Source organism: Methylobacterium sp. 275MFSha3.1 (assembly GCF_900108435.1).
Lineage (GTDB): Bacteria > Pseudomonadota > Alphaproteobacteria > Rhizobiales > Beijerinckiaceae > Methylobacterium.
Map to the genome: position 1 here is coordinate 197,559 of NZ_FNWP01000006.1, position 20,843 is coordinate 218,401.

Annotated in this window: 19 protein-coding genes; 14 read left to right on the forward strand and 5 right to left on the reverse strand. The window is 71.6% G+C overall.

What is annotated here, in order from left to right:
- Positions 1-23: 23 nt before the first annotated feature.
- Complete coding sequence (locus tag BLW78_RS08945; RefSeq protein WP_091678703.1) at positions 24-1,715, reverse strand: aminotransferase class III-fold pyridoxal phosphate-dependent enzyme; 1,692 nt, start codon at positions 1,713-1,715, stop codon at positions 24-26.
- A gap of 32 nt (positions 1,716-1,747) precedes the next feature.
- Here BLW78_RS08945 and asd point away from each other — a divergent pair, with 32 nt between their 5' ends.
- The gene (asd, locus tag BLW78_RS08950; RefSeq protein WP_091678705.1) at positions 1,748-2,659 is read left to right on the forward strand and encodes an archaetidylserine decarboxylase; all 912 of its coding nucleotides are present in this window, start codon (positions 1,748-1,750) and stop codon (positions 2,657-2,659) included.
- Between the two features lie 10 nt (positions 2,660-2,669).
- On the opposite strand, the gene BLW78_RS08955 is transcribed toward asd, so the two are convergent.
- The 3 genes from BLW78_RS08955 to BLW78_RS08965 form a co-directional block, all read right to left on the reverse strand.
- On the reverse strand, positions 2,670-4,337 hold the full coding sequence (locus tag BLW78_RS08955) for a methyl-accepting chemotaxis protein (protein ID WP_091678707.1): 1,668 nt from the start codon (positions 4,335-4,337) through the stop codon (positions 2,670-2,672).
- Positions 4,338-4,737: 400 nt separating this feature from the next.
- Positions 4,738-5,040 carry a hypothetical protein gene (locus BLW78_RS08960; RefSeq protein WP_020091704.1) on the reverse strand — a complete coding sequence of 101 codons (303 nt, stop codon included), beginning with the start codon at positions 5,038-5,040 and terminating at the stop codon, positions 4,738-4,740.
- Positions 5,041-5,177: 137 nt separating this feature from the next.
- The gene (locus BLW78_RS08965) at positions 5,178-5,888 is read right to left on the reverse strand and encodes a GntR family transcriptional regulator (RefSeq protein ID WP_091678709.1); all 711 of its coding nucleotides are present in this window, start codon (positions 5,886-5,888) and stop codon (positions 5,178-5,180) included.
- Positions 5,889-6,000: 112 nt separating this feature from the next.
- Between BLW78_RS08965 and BLW78_RS08970 the strand changes: the two genes are divergently transcribed.
- From BLW78_RS08970 to BLW78_RS09030, 13 genes are all read left to right on the forward strand, one after another.
- On the forward strand, positions 6,001-7,059 hold the full coding sequence (locus BLW78_RS08970) for a zinc-dependent alcohol dehydrogenase (RefSeq protein ID WP_091678710.1): 1,059 nt from the start codon (positions 6,001-6,003) through the stop codon (positions 7,057-7,059).
- Positions 7,056-8,072: an NAD(P)H-quinone oxidoreductase gene (locus BLW78_RS08975; protein WP_091678713.1), complete on the forward strand. Its 1,017-nt coding sequence runs from the start codon at positions 7,056-7,058 to the stop codon at positions 8,070-8,072. Before BLW78_RS08970 ends, BLW78_RS08975 begins: the two co-directional genes overlap by 4 nt.
- Entirely contained in the window at positions 8,072-9,799 is a 1,728-nt protein-coding gene (locus BLW78_RS08980; protein ID WP_091678715.1) for an acetolactate synthase catalytic subunit, read from the forward strand. The genes BLW78_RS08975 and BLW78_RS08980 overlap by 1 nt, the downstream gene beginning before the upstream one ends.
- 67 nt (positions 9,800-9,866) lie before the next feature.
- The gene (locus BLW78_RS08985) at positions 9,867-11,087 is read left to right on the forward strand and encodes an ABC transporter substrate-binding protein (protein ID WP_091678717.1); all 1,221 of its coding nucleotides are present in this window, start codon (positions 9,867-9,869) and stop codon (positions 11,085-11,087) included.
- A gap of 56 nt (positions 11,088-11,143) precedes the next feature.
- Positions 11,144-12,031, forward strand: a complete 888-nt coding sequence (locus tag BLW78_RS08990) for a branched-chain amino acid ABC transporter permease (protein WP_020091698.1) — start codon at positions 11,144-11,146, stop codon at positions 12,029-12,031.
- Positions 12,032-12,042: 11 nt separating this feature from the next.
- Positions 12,043-13,884, forward strand: coding sequence for a branched-chain amino acid ABC transporter ATP-binding protein/permease (locus tag BLW78_RS08995; protein WP_244526868.1), 1,842 nt, complete (start codon positions 12,043-12,045; stop codon positions 13,882-13,884).
- The gene (locus BLW78_RS09000) at positions 13,871-14,575 is read left to right on the forward strand and encodes an ABC transporter ATP-binding protein (protein WP_020091696.1); all 705 of its coding nucleotides are present in this window, start codon (positions 13,871-13,873) and stop codon (positions 14,573-14,575) included. Before BLW78_RS08995 ends, BLW78_RS09000 begins: the two co-directional genes overlap by 14 nt.
- 1 nt (position 14,576) lies before the next feature.
- On the forward strand, positions 14,577-15,383 hold the full coding sequence (gene fabG / locus BLW78_RS09005) for a 3-oxoacyl-ACP reductase FabG (protein WP_091678719.1): 807 nt from the start codon (positions 14,577-14,579) through the stop codon (positions 15,381-15,383).
- Between the two features lie 41 nt (positions 15,384-15,424).
- Entirely contained in the window at positions 15,425-16,234 is an 810-nt protein-coding gene (locus BLW78_RS09010; RefSeq protein ID WP_091678722.1) for a shikimate dehydrogenase family protein, read from the forward strand.
- Between the two features lie 33 nt (positions 16,235-16,267).
- On the forward strand, positions 16,268-17,890 hold the full coding sequence (locus tag BLW78_RS09015; protein WP_091678724.1) for a GMC family oxidoreductase: 1,623 nt from the start codon (positions 16,268-16,270) through the stop codon (positions 17,888-17,890).
- Between the two features lie 142 nt (positions 17,891-18,032).
- Positions 18,033-18,317, forward strand: a complete 285-nt coding sequence (gene catC / locus BLW78_RS09020) for a muconolactone Delta-isomerase (RefSeq protein WP_020091692.1) — start codon at positions 18,033-18,035, stop codon at positions 18,315-18,317.
- Positions 18,318-18,330: 13 nt separating this feature from the next.
- A complete protein-coding gene (locus BLW78_RS09025) occupies positions 18,331-18,627 on the forward strand; it encodes a YciI family protein (RefSeq protein ID WP_020091691.1) in 297 nt (98 codons plus the stop codon).
- A gap of 83 nt (positions 18,628-18,710) precedes the next feature.
- Positions 18,711-19,928 (forward strand): ABC transporter substrate-binding protein, encoded by a 1,218-nt coding sequence (locus tag BLW78_RS09030; protein WP_091678726.1) that lies wholly within the window; start codon positions 18,711-18,713, stop codon positions 19,926-19,928.
- Between the two features lie 83 nt (positions 19,929-20,011).
- On the opposite strand, the gene BLW78_RS09035 is transcribed toward BLW78_RS09030, so the two are convergent.
- On the reverse strand, positions 20,012-20,740 hold the full coding sequence (locus tag BLW78_RS09035) for a winged helix-turn-helix domain-containing protein (protein ID WP_091678728.1): 729 nt from the start codon (positions 20,738-20,740) through the stop codon (positions 20,012-20,014).
- Between the last annotated feature and the right edge of the window lie 103 nt (positions 20,741-20,843).

Sequence of the window (20,843 nt, forward strand, 5' to 3'; positions counted from 1 at the left end):
GGCCCGTCGCCCGGCGCGCCGGATCAGCCCTGATCCGGTGCCCGCAGGCCCAGGCGGGCCCCGAGGCCGCCCAGGCGGATGGCCGCGACCTCCCGCAGGATCGACCGGCGGATCGCCCTGTCGCTCGGCGCGCCGCCGTCCCACCAGCCGTCCGCCCGCATGGCCCGCGCCGCCGCCTCGAAGCGCGCGGCCACGGCCTCGAAGGCCGCGTCGTCGTACGCGAGGCTGAAGATCATCCGGCCGGTCCCGACCCACGACAGGGCCAGCCCCTCGGCGCGCAGGTAGAATTGCAGCATCCAGTTGTAGCGCGACGGCTCGGTGTACAGGACCGTCCACACCGTCGACATGTTGGCGACCCGTACCGGCAGGCCGGCCTCCGCCAGCCGGGCGTTCAGGTGACGCGCGCGCGCGTCCCAGGTCGCGTCGAGGTCGGCGTAGAGTGCGGCCACCGCCGGGCTGTCCAGCCGGTCGAGGAACGCGCCCATCGCTCCCATCACGTAGGGATGGGCGTTGAAGGTGCCCCGCGCGAAGCAGATGTCGACGGGCCGGTCCTCCCTGTACCGGCGCATCAGGTCGGCGCGCCCGCAGAGGACGCCGACCGGCAGGCCGCCCCCCAGGGTCTTGCCGTAGGTGACCATGTCGGCGCGCAGGCCGAAATACGCCTGCGCGCCGCCGCGGGCGAGCCGGAAGCCGAGGAAGACCTCGTCGAGGATCAGCACGATGCCGCGGGCACTGCACACCGCCCGGAGGTCGTGGAGCCATTTGGTGTAGGCGGCGCGGTCGAAGGACGCCCTGCGGCCGCTGTCGACCAGCGCGGAATCGGCCGGCGCGCCGGCATTCGGGTGCATCGCCTGGAGCGGGTTGACCAGGACGCAGGCGACGTCGCGGCGGCCGGCGAGCACCCGCAGCGTCCGTTCGGACATGTCGGCCAGGGTGAGCGTGTCGCGGGTCGGGACCGGGTTGCCGATGCCCGGCTGAACCTCGCCCCACCAGCCGTGATAGGCGCCGCACAGGCGGACGATCCGGCGGCGGCCGGTGTGGTAGCGGGCGAGCCGCACGGCCTGCATCACCGCCTCGGTCCCGGACATGTGGAACGAGACCTCGTCGAGGCCCGAGATCGCCTTCAGCCGCGCGACGTTGCCGGTGACGACCGGGTGGAGCGGCCCGAGCACGGGACCGAGGGCCGAGACCCGCGCCGCGCCCTCCTCCAGGCAGGCGCGATAGAAGTCGACGCCGAACAGGTTCACGCCGTAGGAGCCGGCGAGGTCGTAGAAGACGTTGCCGTCGAGGTCCGTGACGGTGACGCCGGCGGCGGCGGCCGCGAAGGCGCCGGTGCCGAGATGGGCGCGCACGTGCCGGGCGTACTGGAACGGCACCCGGTAGAGCCCGGTGAACTGGAGATCCGAGAGCCCGTCGCGGACCGCCTCGGTCTCGGCGCGTGTCCGGGCGAAGCGCGCCCGGAACAGGTCGGACAGCCGCGCGAAGCCGGCCTCGCGCCGGCGCGCCACCGCCTCGTCCGGATCGTCCGACCGGAAGAAGGCGCGCTCCGAGTAGGCGTAGTTCGGGATCAGCCCGGCGACGCGCCGGGCCATGCGGGCGTGGCCGGTGAGCGAGCGATGCTTCGCCCGGGAGAGCTGCAGGCGCTCGGCCGCCCGCGGCAGGGCGAGCACCGCGGCGACGGTGGTGGCGGACAGGGTGACGAGGAGCGCGGACATCGCCCCGCGCCCTACCGGAGGCGGTTCACGGCATGATGACGGTTTCCGGATCCCGGCTGCGGACGGTCCTGGCGCGTGTCGGGGCGCAGGAGGATCTCAACTTCCTGCTGACGAACCGCCTGCCGCGCCGTCTCGCCACCCGGTTCATGGGCTGGTTCAGCCGGATCGAGCAGCCGCTGATCCGCGACCTCTCGATATCGACCTGGCGGCTGTTCTGCGACGTCGACCTCCGCGACGCGCGGGAGACGCGCTTCCCCAGCCTCCACGCCGCCTTCGTGCGGGCCCTGCGCCCCGGTGCCCGGCCGATCGCGGACGATCCGGCCGTGCTCACGAGCCCCAGCGACGCGATCCTCGGGGCCCACGGTCGCGTCGAGGCCGGACGCCTGTTCCAGATCAAGGGCCTGTCCTACCCGCTCGCCGACCTGCTCGGCGGGGACGTCGCGCTGGCGCGCGCCCACGAGGGCGGCAGCTACGCCACCCTGCGCCTGACGGCCGGGATGTACCATCGCTTCCACGCGCCGCACGACCTGCGGGTCGAGTCGGTGCGGCATATCTGGGGCGACACCTGGAACGTGAACCCGATCGCCCTGAAACGCGTCGAGGCGCTGTTCTGTCGGAACGAGCGCGCCGTCCTGCGCTTGCGCCTCGCGGAGGGCGGCCACGCGGTGACGCTGGTGCCGGTGGCGGCCATCCTCGTTGCCGGGCTGCGGCTCGGCTTCCTGCCCGAGGGTCTCGCCCTGCGCGAGACGGGCGGACGGACCCTGCCCACCGCGGCGCGCCTCGCGAAGGGCGCCGAGATGGGCTGGTTCGAGCACGGCTCCACCATCGTGGTGCTGACGCCTCCGGGCTTCGCGCTCTGCCCCGGGCTCGCCGTCGGATCGATCCTGCGGGTCGGCGAGCCCCTGATGCGGCTACCACCGCTCCCTGGATCGCCCGGCCGCTGAGCGTGTCGCCTCAGGCGGCCCGCACCGCCGCCAGGTACTCCGCGACCGCCGCGTTCAGGGTCTCCGACTGTCGCGACAGGGCGGTGGCCGCGTCCAGAGCCGCGGCCGCGGTCCGGCCGGTCTCGCCCGCGGCCTGCGTGATGCGCCCGATCGTGACCGTGACCGCCTGGGTGCCGTCGGCGGCCTGGCTGACGTTCCGCACGATCTCCTGCGTCACCGCCTCCTGCTCCTCCATCGCGGCCGCGACGCCCGTGGCGATGGTCCGAAGGTCCAGGACAGCGGCGGTGATCGCCTGGATGACGTCGACCGCGCGGTGGGTCTCCTTCTGAATGGTCGCGACCTGCTCGGAGATCGTCTCGGTCGCCCGGACGGTCTGCGCCGCCAGCGCCTTGACCTCGGTGGCGACGACGGCGAAGCCGCGTCCCGCCTCCCCGGCGCGGGCCGCCTCGATGGTGGCATTCAGCGCGAGCAGGTTCGTCTGCGCGGCGATCCCGGCGATCAGGCTGACCACGGTCCCGATCCGCTCGGCGCCGTCGGCGAGGCTCATCACGAGGGTGTTCGTCTCCGACGCCTCAGTGGCCGCGCGCCGGGCCATGTCCGAGGAGCGCGTGATCTGGCCGTTGATGGACCCGATCGACGTCGCCAGTTCCTCGCCGGCCGCCGCGACGGTCTGAACGTTGACCGCTGTCTGCTCGGCCGCCGAGGACACCTGGAGCAGCTGCGTCGCGGTCTCGCCGGCGCTCCGGTCCATCGTAGCGGCGGCGGCTTCCATGGACGAGGCGCTGGCGGACAGCGCCTCGGTCAGGCGATCCATCCGGGCACGGAACGCCGCGGTGGCGCTGTCCAACGTCTCGGCGCGGCGCGCCTTCGCGGCCGCCTCGTTGGCGGCGGCGGCATCCGTCGCGCGCTTCGCGACGAGCGCGTCCTTGAAGACCTGGACAGCCTTGAGCATCGCGCCGATCTCGTCGCCGCGGTCCGCACCGTCGATCCGCACGTCGAGGTCGCCCGCGGCGAGACGGGTCATCGTCGCCGTGGTCCGCGCGATCGGGCGGGTGACTTGGACGAGGATCACGCGGATGCCGTACCCGACCGCGAGCGCGGCCCCGGCGAGTGTCGCGAAGAGCAGGATTCGCAGGCGCCGCGCCATCGCGTCCGCGCGTTCGAACTCGGCGCGGGCCTCGCGGACCTGCAGGTCGGACAACTCGCCGATGGTCGCCGTCGTCGGACCCATCGCGCGGAGCAGATCGATCCGGGTCGCGGTCACAGCGTTGAGGTCCCCCTTCGTCAAGGCGCGGACGAGGTCGGTGACGATCGCCACGTCCCGATCGAATCGCGTCGTCAGGCTCGCGACGAGTTGTGCCTCCTCGGGCGTGAGGTACGTGGTCAGGTAGGCGGACCAGGCTTCCTTCGCCCGTGCCAGCTGGCGATCGAGGATCGTCACGGCTTCGGCCGCCTGAATCGCGTGGAACTCGAAATCCCGCGTCGCGGTCAGCATGGCATCGAAGGCATCGCGCATCGCGCCGAACTGGCTGAGCGGCATGACCCTGTCGGCGTAGATCGATTCGAGGCCCCGGAAATCTTTGTAGAGCGCGTAATTGCTGAGCGCTGCTGATCCTACGAGGAGTGTACCCAGCACCCCGAGAAGCGCGAAAAGCCTACCTTTGATCGTGTGAATCATCGATGGCGACCGTATCGTAGTCGGAGTCTCGAGCGACGATGGCGGTCTAACACTCTGCATGAGCGTTTCAAGAAATTTTGTGTACTTAGAGACGGCGATACCGTGGAGATTTCACCACGTAAGGTCTGTTTTCTCGGAAAAATGGACAATTTTATTGAGATCAAGATTTGTTCATCGGTTCGCTCGTGCGAGCAATGCTAATTCTGTTCCTCTGATGGAGGTTAAAGCCCGGGCGCTCAGGTATGCGTCCAGTTCGATGCCGGCGGCTCTGTGAACGCCGCGCAGCACCACAGCTACGACTCGCGCACAGCGCCGTCGGTTCTGCGGAACGGTGTCCTGCTGTAGCTCGGCGTACAGACCTTCGGGTGGCGGAGCCGCGTTCGACGACGAAGCCTGCCGCTCAGCGCTGCACGGCCTCGATATCATCCTCGTAGATCGAGTCCGGCTGGCAGGCGTGCCATTCCTTCTTCTCGTCCGCCTGCCCCTTGCGGCCCCAGCAATAGCCCGCCTGCGCCAGGCGTCCGCTCAGCCGATCGCGCAGCCGACACTGCTCACGCGTGATGGCGGGATCGCCGGTGCTCTCGCAGGCGCGTGCGGCGTTCGCCTCGGCCGTCAGCAATTCCGGGACGGTCGGAAGCTGCTGCTGGGCGCGCGCGCCCGTGGCGGCGAAGACCAGAGCGAGGACGGCGAGATCGGCGCGCATGGGCGCACGATAATCGAGCTCCGGCGTTCCGCAACCGCGGGCCAATCGACGCCGGCGCCTTTAGGGCCGTGGCCGCCGAGGTCGGCTCGTGCTTCGGCCATCGATCGATCGCTCTTGGACTCTCCGCGAGCCGGTCATCACCCTGTGGCGGTCGCGCGGACATGCGCGAATAGGCCGCTCCCACCGCGCTCGATGTCCTCGCGCACGGCATCCCGGGCCGCCTCCGGGTCACCGCGGCGCAGGGCGTCGATGATGCGGCGATGGGGGTGCGGCTCCCAGTCGGGGACGCCGTCATCGTAGAGGTGCGACAGGATCGGGCCGCAGCGCACCCACAGCAACTCCACGATCTCGTACAGGATCGGCATCTGCCCGAGCCTGCACAGCGTCAGATGAAACTCGGTGTTGAGGTTCACCGCCCGCGCGAAGTCGCGGCTCGCGTGACAGTGCGAGATCTGCGCGTGGATCGCCTCGAGGTCGTCGACCTCGGCCGCGCGGCTAGCTGCCCCAGCGGCGGCGGCACGCCCCTCGAGATCGGTGCGGATCGCCCGGATCTCTAGGAGCTGATCCAGGGTCAGGCGGGGCACGACGACGCTGCCGCGCGCGTCGAGGGCGAGGGCCTTCTCGGCGACGAGCCTGAGAAGGGCCTCGCGCATGGGGGTCGCGCTGATGCCGAACCGGGCCGACATCGGCCGGAGCCGCAGGCGCGTGTCGGGTCGCAACTGCCCGCGCATCAGCGCGACGCGCAGCTCGCGGTAGGCCCGCTCGCTCAGGCTCTCCTTGACGATCGGACGGACCCAGTCCGGCACGATATCGCCTGTTTCCGGTTCGGACGCCGAAGCGCTTGACATATTCCTCCCCTTCGTCCGATGTTTGTTATAACAAATTACGCCTAGCGTCGACGGCACGTGCCGCGAGGCAGGCCGCCGGGCCGGCAGGCTCGGCGGGAGACAGGGGACGGAAATGCTTGCGTTGCGCAAGGCGACCGCCGCCTTCGGGGCGGACCTCGTCCACGTCGATGCGCCCGCTGCCCCGGGCACGGGACGCGTCACCGTCGCGGTCGCCGCGGCCGGCATCTGCGGCAGCGACATCCACGCCTTCGAGTGGACCCCGGGCTACGGGTTCATGACCGCGTTCATGCCGGTCACTCTCGGTCACGAGTTCTCCGGGACGGTCCGGGCGGTGGGGGACGGCGTGACCGCGCTCGCGGTCGGCGACCGGGTCACCTGCTGGCCGACGGTGCCGTGCGGCGCCTGCGCGGCCTGCGCCGCCGCGCGGCCGCAGGATTGCCAGGGCCGCCGCATCGTCGGCCTGCACGCCGACGGGGCCTTCGCCGATCAGGTCGTCGTCCCGGCCGACAATTGCCGCCGCCTGCCGGACGGGTTGCCGCTGACCGTCGCGGCCCTGGCCGAGCCGCTGTCGGTCGCGGTCAACGCGGTGGACGTCGCGGAGGTCGGTCCCGGCGACCGCGTGGCGGTGCTCGGGCCGGGCCCGATCGGCCTCTGCATCGCCTTCGTGGCACAGCAGCGGGGCGCGAACGTGCTGCTCGCCGGGCTCGACGACGCCGCGCGCCTCGACGTCGCCCAGCGGATCGGCATCCGTCACACGGTCGATCTCGCCGACATCGGCCTGGACGACGCCGTCCGGCGCGCCTTCGACAGGGAGGCCGACCGGGTGGTCGAGGCGACCGGTTCCGCCCGGTCGGTCAGTGACGGGTTGGCCGTCCTGCGCTCGGGCGGCGTGATGGTGGTGGCCGGCATCCATTCCGGCTCCCTCGACCTCGACCTGACGGGTTTCGTGCGCAGCAAGAAGCAGCTGCGGGCGGCCCACGACACGACGGCGCGCGCCTTCGACGCCGCGCTCGCACTCCTCGCGGCGCATGCCGGGACGCTGGCGGCGCTGATCACCCACCGCCGCCCCCTCGCGGAAGCCGGGGCGGCGTTCGAGCTGGCGCGCAGCCGGCAGGCCATGAAGGTGCTGCTTCTCCCGGAAGCGGCGGTGGGCCGGGAAACGGAGCGATGAGCATGGGCATGCGAGCCGTGATCGCCGTCGGACAGGGCGGTCCCGAGGTCCTCCGGATCGTCGAGCGTCCGCGCCCGGAGCCGGGCCAGGGCCAGGTGCTCGTGCGCGTCGAGGCCGCGGGCATCAACCGTCCGGACGTGATGCAACGCGAGGGCCGCTACCCGCCGCCCCCCGGCGCCTCGGACGTGCTCGGGCTCGAACTCGCCGGGATCGTCGAGGCGCTCGGGCCCGGCGCGGGCCGCTTCCGGACCGGGGACCGGGTGATGGCGCTGGTCCATAGCGGCGCCTACGCCGAGTGGGCCGTCGTCGACGAGGCGGTCGCGCTGCCCGTGCCGGCGGGCCTCCCGGCGGTCGAGGCGGGGGCGATCCCCGAGACCTACTTCACCGTCTGGAGCAACGTGTTCGAGCGCGCCCGGCTGCAGGCGGGCGAGAGCCTCCTGATCCACGGCGGCTCGTCGGGTATCGGCACCACGGCGATCCTGCTGGCGAAGGCCCGGGGCGCCCGGGTGATCGTCACCGCGGGCTCGCCCGAGAAATGCGCGGCCTGCCTGACGCTCGGCGCGGACGCGGCCATCGATTATCGGCGGGAGGATTTCGTCGCCGCGGCCAAGGCCGCCACCGGCGGGAGCGGGCCCGACGTGATCCTCGACATGGTCGGCGGCCCTTACATCGCCCGCAACCTCGATGCCGTGGCGGTCGACGGGCGCATCGCGCAGATCGCCTTCCAGCAGGGCTCGCGGGTGGCGGAGATCGACTTCCAGCCGCTGCTGATGAAGCGGGTGACGCTCACGGGCTCGACGCTGCGCGCCCGGCCGGTGGCCCTGAAGGCGCGCCTCGCCGAAGCCCTCGCCGAGCACGTCCTGCCGCTGCTCGCGGCGGGCCGCGCGCGGCCGCCGATCGATTCCGTGTTCCCGTTCGAGCGGGTCGCGGAGGCCCATGCCCGCATGGATGCGGGCCAGCACATCGGGAAGATCGTCCTGTCGATGGGCGACGCCGCGCAGGGGAGCCGCTGATGTCCGAGATGTCCGAGCGCGCCAACATGACCGGTGCCCACGCCCTCGCGGCCGCGCTCCACCGGCACGGCGTCCGCGACGTGTTCGGCCAGAGCATCCCCTCGGCGCTGTTCCTGGCCGCGCCGCACCACGGCATCCGCCAGATCGGCTACCGCACCGAGAACGCGGGCGCCGCCATGGCCGACGCCTACGCGCGGATCTCCGGCCGGGTCGCGGTGGTCGCGGCCCAGAACGGTCCCGCCGCGACCCTGCTGGTGCCGGGCCTCGCGGAAGCCCTGAAGGCCTCGATCCCGGTCGTGGCGATCGTCCAGGACGTCCACCGCCGCTTCACCGACCGGAACGCCTTCCAGGAACTGGACCACCTCGCCCTGTTCGCGGGCGTCGCCAAGTGGGTCCGCCGGGTCGCGGTCGCCGAGCGCATCGACGACTACGTCGACATGGCCTTCGCGGCCGCGGCCTCCGGGCGGCCCGGGCCGGCGGTGCTGCTGGTGCCCCTGGACCTCCTCGACGAGCGGCCGGACTTCGAGGCCGCCGCGCCGCGCCGGTCGGCGAGCCTGGGCACCTACCCCCTCGACCGCACGGTCGCCGACCCGGCCCGGATCGCCGAGGCCGCGGACCTGATCGCCGGCGCGCGGCGTCCCCTCGTGATCGCGGGCGGCGGCGTCCATTCCTCCGGGGCCTACCCGGAACTCGCCGCCCTGCAGGGTCTCGGACTGCCGGTCGCCACCACGGTGATGGGCAAGGGCGCCGTCGCCGAGACCGACCCGCTCTCCGTCGGCGTCGTCGGGTACTTCATGGCGCCGCGGGCGCGCTCGTCCCACCTGCGCAGCCTCGTCACGGAGGCCGACGTCGTCCTCCTCGTCGGCAATCGCACCAACCAGAACGGCACCGACAGCTGGTCGCTCTACCCGGCGGACGCCCGCTTCATCCATCTCGACGTCGACGGGGGCGAGGTCGGCCGCAACTACGAGGCCCTGCGCCTCGTCGGCGACGCCAAGCTGACCCTCGCCGCCCTCGCCGAGGCGCTCCGGCAGCGCGACCTCGCGGGATTGGAGGGCCGCCGCGCGCCGCTCGCCGACACGATCGCCCGCGCACGCGAGGCCCAGGCCGGCGACATGGCCCGCCTCGTCGACATGGAGGCCGCGCCGATCCGGCCGGAGCGGATCATGGCGGAGATCGACGCGGTGACGACCGCCGAGACCGTCGTCGTCGCCGACGCGAGCTACGCCTCGATCTGGATCGCCAACTTCCTGACGGCGCGGAAGGCCGGCCAGCGCTTCCTGACGCCGCGCGGCATCGCGGGCCTCGGCTGGGGCCTGCCCTTCGCCCTCGGCGCCAAGGCCGCCCGCCCGGACGCGCCCGTGATCTGCGTGACCGGCGACGGCGGCTTCGGCCACGTCTGGTCGGAGCTGGAGACGGCGCGGCGGATGCGGCTGCCGGTCATCGTCGTCGTCCTGAACAACCAGATCCTCGGTTACCAGAAGCACGCGGAGCTGAGCCTGTTCGGCGACTTCACCGACGTCTGCGACTTCGAGGCGGTCGACCACGCCGCCATCGCGCGGGCCTGCGGCTGTGCCGGGACGCGGGTCGAGCGCCCCGAGGATCTCGCACCGGCGCTGCGCGACGCGCTCGCCGGCGGCGCCGTGACGGTGATCGACGTGATCACCGACCAGCGCGCCTACCCGCCGATCACCAGCTTCGAGGGCAAGGACGCCCTCGCCTACTGACGCCGACGATTGACCCGACCGAAAGGCGCGCGAAGCGCCGGGTCGACGACTGACACGGGAGGAAACGATGAGAGTTCTGGCGCGTGCACTCGCCGCCGCCCTCGTGCTGGGCGCCGCGGCCCAGGCGGCGGGACCGACGACGGCCCGAGCCGCCGACGTGAAGTTCGGCGCGCTCTTCCCGTTCAGCGGGCAGCTCGCCCTGCTCGGCGAGGAGAGCGCCCGCGGCGTCGAGATCGCCGTCGACGAGATCAACGCCGCCGGCGGCGTCCAGGGGCAGAAGGTGGTGCTCGCCCGCGGCGACGCCGTCGACAACAACCAGGCGATCGGCGAGGCACGCCGCCTCATCTCCCTTGAGAAGGTGGCGGCGATCTTCGGCTCCTACTCGTCCGCCCGCTCCATCGCCGCGAGCCAGGTGGCCGAGCTGTCCGGCATCCCGTATTTCGAGCTCGGCGCGGTGGCCGAGGAGGTCACTGGGCGCGGGCTGCAATACCTCTACCGCACCAACCCGACGGCCGAGGACATGGCCAAGCTGGCGGTGGAGATGATCGTCAACAAGGTCGCCGCCGGGCTCGGCAAGAAGCCCGAGGACCTGAAGATCGGCATCATCTACGAGGATTCGAGCTACGGCACCTCGGTGGCGGGCTTCCAGAAGAAGTTCGCCGCCCAGGCCAAGCTCAACGTCGTGACCGCGCAGGGCTACCCGGCCTCGACGGTCGACATGTCCTCCCTCGTCCTCGACCTGAAGGGGCGCGGCATCGACGTCCTGCTCCAGACGTCCTACCAGAACGATTCCGTGCTATTCCTGCAGCAGGCCAACGAGGCGGGCTTCAAGCCGGGCGCCATCATCGGCGGCGGCGGCGGCTACTCGATGCAGCCCACCGCCGACGCGGTCGGCCACAAGGTCATCGAGGGCGTGCTCGACACGGATTTCACACAGTACCTCGTCAACACGAAGTACACGCCCGGTATCGAGAACTTCGTCGCGGCCTACCAGAAGAAGTACGGGAGCGCCCCGCGCTCCGGGCACTCCCTGAACAACTACGTCGGCGCCAAGCTCATCCTCGAGGCCATCGGCAACGCGAAGGGCTTCGAGCCCGACACCATCGTCAAGGCCGTCCAGGCCATCGACGTGAAGGACGGCGTCACCGCGGTCGGCTACGGGTTCAAGTTCGGCAAGAACAACCAGAACGAGCGCGCCGCGATGATGGGCATGCAGTGGCAGGGCGGCAAGCTCGTCACGGTCTATCCCGACAGCGCCGCCGTCGCGCCCATGGAGATGCGCAAGTAACCGCAGGTCTCCGAAGGTAACAGCGCCGCCGTCACGCAGGTCCACGGAGATCGGGGATGGACGTCTTCCTCCAAGTGCTCGCCAACGGGGTGATGCTCGGCGGCCTGTTCGCGATCGTCAGCGTCGGGCTGACCCTGATCTTCGGCATCGTGAAGGTCGTGAACTTCGCCCACGGCGAGTTCCTGATGGTCGGGATGTACCTGACCTATCTCGCGGTGACCGGGCTCGGGCTGCACCCCTTCGCGGCGGTGATCCTCGTCGTGCCGGTCCTGTTCCTGCTGGGCGCCCTCACCCAGCGGTTCCTGATCCAGCCCCTGCTCGCCGCGGGCGACCATCACATCCAGATCTTCGCCACGGTGGGCCTGTCGACGGTGCTGATCAACCTCGCCCTCCTCGTCTTCGGGGCCGACATCGCCAACACGCCGCCGTCGGGCCTGCGCCAGCCGCTGGAGATCGGCCCGGTCCGGGTGCTGCTCGGGCAGGTGGTGATCCTCGGCTCCGCGATCGTGCTGGTGGCGGGGCTCCAGATGTTCCTGGCGCGCACCCGCACGGGCCGGGCGATCCGCGCGGTCGCCCAGAACCGCGCGGCGGCCGAGCTGATGGGCATCGACGTCGACCGGATCTACGCCCTGACGTTCGGCATCGGCGCGGCCTGCGTCGGGGTGGCGGCGGTGCTGATCGCGCCGCTCTACCCGACCTCGCCCAACAGCGGCACCTACTTCGTGCTGATCGCCTTCGTGGTCGTCGTGCTCGGCGGCCTCGGCTCCATCCGCGGCGCCTTCGTCGGGGCGATCCTGATCGGCCTGATCGACAGCGTCACGGGCTTCTACGTCGGCGCCGACATGCGCGAGGTCGCGGTCTTCGGCGTGTTCCTGGCGATCCTGATCCTGAAGCCCTCGGGCCTCTTCGGGCGGCAGCTGCGGCTGTCCCACGTCTCGCCGTGAGGGAGCCCGCGATGACCGATATCCCGCTCGCCGCAGCACCGTCCGCGGCCCCGACAGCCGCACCGTCCGCCGCACCGTCCGCCGCATCGTCCGCCTTCCCGCGCCGGGGCGCGGCAGCGCTGGCGCTCGTCCTCGCGGCCCTGGTGGCGGTGCCGGTCGCGGTCGGCAACCCGTTCATCTACCACGTCTTCATCACGATCTGCGTCTTCGCCGCGCTCTCGACCGCCTGGAACATCGTCGGCGGCTACGCCGGCCAGCTCTCCCTCGGCCACGGCATCTTCTACGGTCTCGGCGCCTATTGCGGGATGCTGCTCGTCGGCGCCGGGATCAGCCCGTGGATCGGCATGGTGGCCGGCGCCGCCCTCGCCGTGATGGTGGCGCTGGCGATCAGCTACCCGTGCTTCCGGCTGCACGGGCCGTTCTTCTCGCTGGCGACCATCGCCTTCCTCGAAGTCTTCCGCGTCCTGGCGCTGCATTTCCGGGACCTGACCGGCGGCGCCACCGGTCTGATGATCCCGCTGAAGTTCGGCTGGACGTGGATGGTGTTCCGGGACCGCTGGCCGCCGCTGGCCATCGCCTTCGGGCTCCTCCTGCTGACCCTGGCGGTCGCGTGGTGGATGCGCAGCCACCGGATCGGCTTCTACCTCGTCGCCACCCGCGAGCGGGAATCGGCCGCGCGCGCCGCGGGCGTGCGCACGGTGCGGGTGCGGCTCGTCGCCGTGGCGGTGTCGGGGGGGCTCACCGCGATGGTCGGTACCTTCCACGCCATGTACCTGACCTTCATCGAGCCGGCGGCGATGTTCTCGCTGACCCTGTCGATCCAGATCGCGATGTTCGCGCTGATCGGCGGACTCGGCACGGTGTTCGGGCCGCTCCTCGGCGCGCTGCTCCTCGTGCCGATCACCGAGCTGGCCCGCGGCTGGCTCGGCGCCAAGGCCCTGGGGCTCCACGGCCTCGTCTACGGCCTCGTTCTGGTGCTCGTCGTCCTGTTCCTGCCCAACGGGCTGATGGGCCTCGTGTCCCGCTTCGCGCGGGCCCGCGCTGGCGGCCGCGGCGCGCAGGCGGCGTCGGTTCCGGCCGTTCCGCGGGCCCCGGAGCGGCCGCCGGTCGGCGCGGACCTGATCCGGGTCGAGGGCCTGCAGAAGCGCTTCGGCGGCCTGCACGTCACCAACGATGTCGGCTTCACGCTCCGGGAGGGCGAGATCCTCGGCCTGATCGGCCCCAACGGGGCGGGCAAGACCACCGTCTTCAACATGATCTCGGGCTTCCTCAAGCCCGATGCCGGCACGGTGAGCGTCCGCGCGCCGGACGGGACGTGGCACCGGCCGGGCCGGCCGTCGGATTTCGCGACGCTCGGCGTCGGCCGCACCTTCCAGATCGTGCAGCCCTTCGCGGCCATGACGGTCGAGGAGAACATCATGGTCGGCGCGTTCCACCGCCACGGCGACGTCCGCGAGGCCCGGGCGGTCGCGCGCGAGACCGCCGAGCGGATGGGGCTCGCGCCCTGGCTCGGGAGCGAGGCGCGCGGCCTCACCATCGGGGGCCTCAAGCGGCTCGAGGTCGCCCGCGTGATGGCGATGCGCCCGCGCGTGCTGCTGCTCGACGAGGTCATGGCCGGCATCAACCAGACCGACGTGCGCCGCGCCATCGACCTGATGCTGTCGATCCGCGACACCGGCGTCAGCATCATCGCGATCGAGCACGTCATGCAGGCGGTGATGGCGCTCTCCGACCGGGTGATCGTCCTGAGTTCCGGGCAGATCATCGCCCAGGGCAGCCCGCAGGACGTGGTGCGCGACGGAGCCGTGATCGAGGCGTATCTCGGCAAGGAGTTCGCCCATGCTCACGCTTGAGCGCGTGGATGCCGGTTACGGCGCGACCAGCATCCTGCACGCCGTCTCGCTCGAGGTGCGCGCCGGCGAGGTGGTGACGATCGTCGGCGCGAACGGGGCCGGCAAGACGACGACGCTGCGGACCATCGCGGGCCTGGTGAAGCCCACCCGCGGCCGGATCCTGTTCGAGGACGAGGACGTCACCCGGCTCTCGGGCCACGAGATGGTGGCGCGTGGCGTCACCCTGATCCCGGAGGGGCGCCAGCTCTTCCCCGAGATGACGGTGCGGGAGAACCTCCTGATGGGCGCCTATCGCCGCGCGGCGCGCGAGCGCCAGTCGGAGACGCTCGCGGACGTGCTCGACCTGTTCCCGCGGGTGCGCGAGCGCCTCGACCAGAATGCCGGCTCCCTCTCGGGCGGCGAGCAGCAGATGGTGGCCATCGCCCGCGGGATGATGGCCCGTCCCAAGCTCCTGATGTTCGACGAGCCCTCGCTGGGCCTCGCCCCGATCGTGGTGGCGCAGGTCTTCGCGGTGGTCGACCGGATCGTGAAGACCGGCGCCACCGTCCTGATCGTCGAGCAGAACGTGTTCCACACGCTGCAGGTGGCCGACCGGGGCTACGTTCTGGAGAACGGCGAGATCGTCCTCGCCGACGCGTCCGCGGCCCTGCTCGACAACGACCACGTCCGACGCGCCTATCTGGGGATCTGAGATGACCGAGCGGCAGACGAACCCCGAGGCGATCGTCCGGCGCCCGAGCCACGCCGGACGGCGCGTCCTCGTCACCGGGGCCGGCCGCGGGATCGGCCGGGCGATCGCGGAGGGGTTCGGCGCGCGGGGCGCCCTGGTGGGCGTGGCCGACGTGAACCCGGACGACGTCGCGGCGACCGTCGCGGCCATCGAGGCCGCCGGCGGTCGCGCCCTGCCGCTGCGCCTCGACGTCGCCGACTACGCGGCCGTCGAGGCAGCCCTGTCGGAGGCCGCCGCCGCGATGGGCGGCGCGTTCGACACGGTGGTCAACAACGCCGGCATCTCGCCCAAGCACGACGGGGCGGCCCACCGGGTCTGGGAGATGGACCCGGCGGAGTGGAACCGCGTCGTCGCGGTCAACCTGACGGGGGCGTTCAACACCGTCCGCGCGCTGGCGCCCGCGATGTGCGCGGCCGGGCGGGGCTGGATCGTCAACATGTCGTCGGTGGCCGGCAAGACCCACTCGCCGATCGTCGCCTGCCACTACGCGGCCTCGAAGGCCGGCCTGATCGGGCTCACCAAGCACCTCGCGGCCGAACTCGGCCCGTTCGGCATCCGCGTCAACGCGATCGCGCCGGGGCGGATCGAGACCCCGATGGTCCGGGCGGTGGGCCGTGCCGTCAATGACGAGCAGGTGCGCCTGACCCCGATGGGCCGGCTCGGCGCCCCCGAGGAGGTCGCGGATCTCGCCCTCTACCTGACCTCCGCCGAGGCCAGCTTCGTCACCGGTCAGACCGTCGACGTCGCCGGCGGCCTCTACATGACGTGAGCCGGGACCGGTCGGGACAGGCGATGGACGGGAGGACGGCCATGAGCAGCGCGGTCACCGCGACCGGGATCACCGGGCGGACCCGGGTCTACGGGATCCTGGCGGACCCGATCTACCACGTGAAGGCGCCCGAGGTGATGGGGGCGCTCTTCGCCCGCCACGGCGTGGACGGCGTCCTCGTCCCGCTGCACGTGGCGGCGGACGGCCTCGCCGCCGTGATGGACGGGCTGCGGCACCTGCGCAATTTCGGCGGCTTCATCGCCACGGTCCCGCACAAGACCGCGATGACCGGCCTGTGCGACGCCCTCACCCGGGAGGCCGAGCAGATCGGGGCGGTCAACTGCGTCCGGCGGGAGGCGGACGGGCGCATGGTCGGCACGATGCTCGACGGGATCGGCTTCGTCGAGGCGCTGCGCGCGTCGGGCCTGGAGCCGCGCGGCCGGAGCGCGGCGCTGGCGGGGGCCGGCGGCGCGGCGAGCGCCATCGCCTTCGCGCTCGCCGAGGCCGGTGTCGCCCGCCTGACGATCCTGAACCGCACTGCCGACCGCGCCCAAGCGCTGGCGGAGCGTCTGCGCGCCGCCTATCCCGGGCTGGCGGTCGCGGCCGAAGGCGTCCAGGCGGAGCACGATCTCCTCGTCAACGGCACGTCGCTCGGGATGCGCCCGCAGGACGCCGCCCCCTTCGACCTGGGCGCCCTCCACGCCGGCCAGTTCGTCGCCGAGGCGATCATGGATCCGGAGACCACGCCGCTGCTCGCCGCCGCGCTGACGGCGGGCTGCCGCGTCCAGAAGGGCCTGCCGATGCTGGAGTGTCAGATCGCCCTGATGGCCCGCCACATGGGCGCCCTCTGAGGCGGGAACCGGGGACTGAGCTTGGGGCGCACCGTGGGACCGACCGACATCGACGCCGTCGCGGCCGGCGCGTTCGACTACGTGATCGTGGGCGGCGGCACCGCGGGCTGCGTCCTGGCCAACCGCCTGACCGAGTCCGGGACGCACCGGGTCCTGCTCCTCGAGGCGGGGGGACGGGCGCGCAGCCCCTGGGTCGCGATCCCGGCGGGCTTCAGCCGCCTGCTCCAGCACCCATCCTACAACTGGCGGTTCCGGACCGAGCCCGAGGCGGCGACCGGCGGCCGGGTGATCGCGGTCCCGCGGGGCAAGGGCCTCGGCGGCTCGACCCTCATCAACGGCATGATCTACGTGCGCGGACAGCCGCAGGATTACGATGCCTGGGCGCAGGCCGGGTGCCGCGGCTGGGGATTCTCGGACGTGCTCCCCTATTTCCGAAGGCTCGAGGATTACGAGCGCGGCCGCGAACCGTTGCGCGCCCGCGGCGGTCCGCTGCCGCTGACGGAAGTGGCCGAACGTCCTGCGATCGCGGAGGCCTTCATCGCCGCCGCGCAGGCGGCAGGCTACCCGCGCAATCCCGACTACAACGCGGAGAGCCAGGACGGCTTCGGCTACTACCAAGTGAACCAGCGGCGCGGCCGGCGGGTCAGCGCCGCCGATGCCTATCTGCGGCCGGCCCTGGCCCGCCCGAACCTCGCCGTCGTGACCGACGCGCACGTCCTGCGGCTGACCTTCGACGCGGGTCGGGCGAGCGGCGTCGCCGCTCTGGTCGGCGGCCGCGAGCGGCTCTTCCGCTGCCGCGGGGAAGTGATCCTCGCCGCGGGGGCCGCCCAGACCCCGCAGATCCTGGAACTGTCCGGCCTCGGCGATCCGGCGATCCTCGGAGGGCTCGGCGTCGCCGTGCGGCGCGCCCTCCCCGGCGTCGGCGCCAACTACATGGACCATTACTGCACGCGCATGAACTGGCGCGTGCGCCTGCCGGTGACGCTGAACGAGCAGACCCGCGGCCTGCGCCTCGGCCTCGCGGCGGCGCGCTACCTCGCGACGCGGCAGGGCATCCTGGCGCTGGGGACCGGTCTCGCCCACGGCTTCGTGCGCACCCGGCCGGGGCTCGACGGGCCCGACGTGCAGTACTTCTTCATGCACGCGAGCTACGCCAACGCCGCCGAGCGCAAGCTCGACCGCCTGCCCGGCATGACGATCGGCGTCACGCAGTTGCGACCGGAATCGCGCGGGACGATCCACGCCGCGTCGCCCGACCCGCTCGCGCCGCCCGCCATCCGCCCGAACTTCCTCGCCACCGCGGAGGATCGCCGGGCGATGGTCGAGGGCATGAAGATCGCCCGCGCCATCGTCGCGCAGGCGCCGATGGAGCGCTTCCGCGGGGCCGAGCTCAACCCCGGTCCGGACTGCCGGACCGACGCGGACTGGCTCGATTTCGCCCGCCGCGACGGCCAGACGATCTACCACATCTGCGGCACGTGCCGCATGGGCGACGATCCGGATTCGGTCACGGATCCCAGCCTGCGCGTGCGCGGCGTGGCCGGCCTTCGGGTGGCCGATGCCTCGATCATGCCGCGCATCGTCTCCGGCAACACGCAGGCCGCGGTGTTCATGATCGCCGAGAAGGCCGCCGACCTGATCCGGGCCGATGCCTGATCCGGTCTGGCCATCGGGCGCCGCGGCGCGTACGGCAGCCCCGCGCCGGTCTCGGCCGCGTCTCGGCGTCGTCCGGCGCTTCGCGACGCAGCAGACCGCAGGTCAAACGCCCCGGCACGACCGGCGGCAGAGGTTCGACGTCATGCTCTACATGGTCCACATGCAGGTCAACATTCCGGCGTCCCTCCCGAAGGAGGAGGCGGCTCGCCTGAAGGCCGAGGAGAAGGCCTACGCCCAGAAGCTCCAGCAAGATGGCCGATGGCGGCATCTCTGGCGCATCGCCGGGCAGTACGCCAATTACAGTGTCTTCGACGTGGCGGGAAACGATGAACTTCACGAAGTCCTGAGTTCGCTGCCGCTCTACCCGTATATGGCGATCAGCGTGACGCCGTTGGCGCAGCATCCCTCCGCGATCGCGGCCAACTGACCGGACCACCGCCATGCCTTACATGATCGAGACCTTCGACAAGGCCGGGAGCCTGGACGTCCGCAGGGCGAACCGCGCGGAGCATCTCGTCTACCTCGACCGGATCAAGGACCGGCTCCTGGCCTGCGGCGCGAAGCTGAACGACGACGGGAGCGACGCCGGCGGCGGCCTCTACGTCGTCGACGTCGAGACCCGCGCGGAGGCCGAGGCGCTCATCCACGCGGACCCGTTCTACAAGGTCGGGCTCTTCGAGCGCGTCGAGATCCGGCGCTGGCGCAAGGCCTACCTGGACGGCCGCAGCTATCTCTGAGACCGAGGGAACGCGGTTTCGAAGGACAGGCGGCCTTCCGGTACGGGGCAGCCGCTGAAGAACAAGAGATTGGGGAGGAAACAATGATCCGTCGTCCTTGGGTGGCGGCCGCCGCGTTCGGCGCCGCTGCCCTCACCGCCCTGCCCGCCTCCGCGCAGTACGCGGATGGCGGCATCAAGATCGGCATCCTGACCGACATGTCCGGCGGCTACTCGGATCTGGCCGGCCGCGGCTCGGTGACGGCCGCGCAGCTCGCGGTCGAGGATTTCGGACGGCCGATCAACGGTCGGAAGGTCGAGCTCGTCTTCGCCGATCACCAGAACAAGGCGGACATCGCCTCGTCGATCGCGCGCCGGTGGTTCGATACCGAGGGCGTCGACGCGATCTTCGACACCAATTCCTCGGTCGCCGGGCTGGCGGTGCGCGAGGTCGCGCGCAGCAAGGGCAAGATCGACATCAACTCCGGCGCCGGCTCCATGGCGCTGACCAACGCCGCGTGCTCGCCGACCGGCGCCCACTGGTCGTGGGATACCCACTCGCTCGCGGCCGGCACCGCCGCGGCGCTGGCGGACGATCCGAAGAACACGTGGTTCTTCATCACGGCCGACTACACCTTCGGGCACGATCTGGAGGCGCAGGTCACCCGGGTCGTGAAGGCCAAGGGCGGCACGGTGCTCGGGTCGGTCAAGCACCCGTTCCCCAATCCGGATTTCTCATCCTACCTGCTGCAGGCACAGGCGTCGGGCGCGAAGATCATCGGCATGGCCAACGCCGGCGCCGACACGATCAACACCATCAAGCAGGCGAGCGAGTTCGGCATCCTGCAGGGTGGCCAGAGGCTGGGCGGGCTCAACATCTTCCTGACCGACATCTACTCCGTCGGATTGCCGGCGGCGCAGGGCATGATCCTGACGACGGGCTTCTACTGGGACATGGACGACCAGACGCGCGCCTTCGCGCGGCGCTTCGGCGAGCGGATGGGCGGCCGGATGCCGACCATGGTCCAGGCCGGCGACTACTCGGCGGTGCTCCACTTCCTGAAGGCGGCCGAAGCCGCCGGCACGGATGACGGCCTGAAGGTGATGGCCAAGATGCGCGAGCTGCCGATCCAGGATTTCTTCGCCCGCAACGCCACGCTGCGCCCGGACGGCCGCATGGTCCACGACATGTACCTCGCCCAGGTGAAGTCCCCGGCGGAATCGACGGGGCCCTGGGACTTCTACAGGATCCTGAAGACGATCCCGGGGGACCAGGCGTTCCAGCCGCTCTCCGAGAGCACGTGCAAGCTGGTGAAGGGCTGACGCGCGCCTTCGCGGCTCGTCGCTCAAAGGGGGGCGCGGGCCGTGCACCCCTGTCTCCACCAGGGTCGCCGCTCGCGACGGCCCTAGTGGGACGTGCTCTCGACCGCGGCGGCGAAGACGTAGCCGACCCCGCGCTCGGTCACGATGAGCTTCGGGTCGCTGGGCCTGCGCTCGATCTTCCGGCGCAGCCGCAGGATCTGCACGTCGATGCAGCGATCGAAGACGTCGTCGTGGACGCGGGTGACCTGGAGCAGGTACTCGCGGCTGAGCGGACGCTGAGGTGCGTCGAGGAACGCTGCCAGGAGCGCGTAGTCGCGCTTGCCCAGGACGACCTCTTCCCCGTCGGGATTGATCAGACGCCGGCGTCGGCGGTTGAGGACCCAGCCGTCGAAGCGCCGGCACGGCGCTTCAGCCGGTCGGGACGAGGCCTGCGCCGCGACGCGGCGGAGGACGACGCGCACGCGCGCCAGGAATTCGCGCAGGCCGTAGGGTTTGACGATGTAGTCGTCGGCGCCGAGTTCGAGGCCGAGCACGCGGTCGAACTCCTCGCAGCGATGGGCCGTCGTCAGGATGACGGGAACATCGCTCACCGCGCGCAGGTCCCGCAGCAGGTCGAGGCCGTTCTCCGCGCCCGGGCGAAGATTGAGCACCACGAGGTTGAACTGCGACGGATCCGCGAGCTCTCCGCGCGCCTCGGCCCGCGTCGACGCCGGGACGACGTCGACCCCGTGCCCGTCGAGGTATCCGGAGACGACACGCTGAACCTCCGCGTCATCGTCGACGAGCAGAATGCGCAGGCCGTGATGATGCATAAGCGATGCTCCTCCGGAGTCCCGACTGGCGCGATCATCGGAGCAGCGGTCCGAGGGTGTCCGGCCGTCCCGGGGCGGCCGGATGCGCGTCGTCATCTCGTCG

What these genes read in the sequence shown, in the direction of transcription:
- catC (WP_020091692.1), top strand. Translation starts at nt 18,033, where the DNA reads ATGCTCTACATGGTCCACATGCAGGTCAACATTCCGGCGTCCCTCCCG.
- BLW78_RS09030 (WP_091678726.1), top strand. Translation starts at nt 18,711, where the DNA reads ATGATCCGTCGTCCTTGGGTGGCGGCCGCCGCGTTCGGCGCCGCTGCC.
- BLW78_RS08965 (WP_091678709.1), bottom strand. Translation starts at nt 5,888, where the DNA reads ATGTCAAGCGCTTCGGCGTCCGAACCGGAAACAGGCGATATCGTGCCG.
- BLW78_RS08985 (WP_091678717.1), top strand. Translation starts at nt 9,867, where the DNA reads ATGAGAGTTCTGGCGCGTGCACTCGCCGCCGCCCTCGTGCTGGGCGCC.
- BLW78_RS08980 (WP_091678715.1), top strand. Translation starts at nt 8,072, where the DNA reads ATGTCCGAGATGTCCGAGCGCGCCAACATGACCGGTGCCCACGCCCTC.
- BLW78_RS08945 (WP_091678703.1), bottom strand. Translation starts at nt 1,715, where the DNA reads ATGTCCGCGCTCCTCGTCACCCTGTCCGCCACCACCGTCGCCGCGGTG.
- BLW78_RS09010 (WP_091678722.1), top strand. Translation starts at nt 15,425, where the DNA reads ATGAGCAGCGCGGTCACCGCGACCGGGATCACCGGGCGGACCCGGGTC.
- BLW78_RS08955 (WP_091678707.1), bottom strand. Translation starts at nt 4,337, where the DNA reads ATGATTCACACGATCAAAGGTAGGCTTTTCGCGCTTCTCGGGGTGCTG.
- BLW78_RS09025 (WP_020091691.1), top strand. Translation starts at nt 18,331, where the DNA reads ATGCCTTACATGATCGAGACCTTCGACAAGGCCGGGAGCCTGGACGTC.
- fabG (WP_091678719.1), top strand. Translation starts at nt 14,577, where the DNA reads ATGACCGAGCGGCAGACGAACCCCGAGGCGATCGTCCGGCGCCCGAGC.
- asd (WP_091678705.1), top strand. Translation starts at nt 1,748, where the DNA reads ATGATGACGGTTTCCGGATCCCGGCTGCGGACGGTCCTGGCGCGTGTC.
- BLW78_RS08975 (WP_091678713.1), top strand. Translation starts at nt 7,056, where the DNA reads ATGAGCATGGGCATGCGAGCCGTGATCGCCGTCGGACAGGGCGGTCCC.
- BLW78_RS08990 (WP_020091698.1), top strand. Translation starts at nt 11,144, where the DNA reads ATGGACGTCTTCCTCCAAGTGCTCGCCAACGGGGTGATGCTCGGCGGC.
- BLW78_RS08960 (WP_020091704.1), bottom strand. Translation starts at nt 5,040, where the DNA reads ATGCGCGCCGATCTCGCCGTCCTCGCTCTGGTCTTCGCCGCCACGGGC.
- BLW78_RS08995 (WP_244526868.1), top strand. Translation starts at nt 12,043, where the DNA reads ATGACCGATATCCCGCTCGCCGCAGCACCGTCCGCGGCCCCGACAGCC.
- BLW78_RS09000 (WP_020091696.1), top strand. Translation starts at nt 13,871, where the DNA reads ATGCTCACGCTTGAGCGCGTGGATGCCGGTTACGGCGCGACCAGCATC.
- BLW78_RS09035 (WP_091678728.1), bottom strand. Translation starts at nt 20,740, where the DNA reads ATGCATCATCACGGCCTGCGCATTCTGCTCGTCGACGATGACGCGGAG.
- BLW78_RS08970 (WP_091678710.1), top strand. Translation starts at nt 6,001, where the DNA reads ATGCTTGCGTTGCGCAAGGCGACCGCCGCCTTCGGGGCGGACCTCGTC.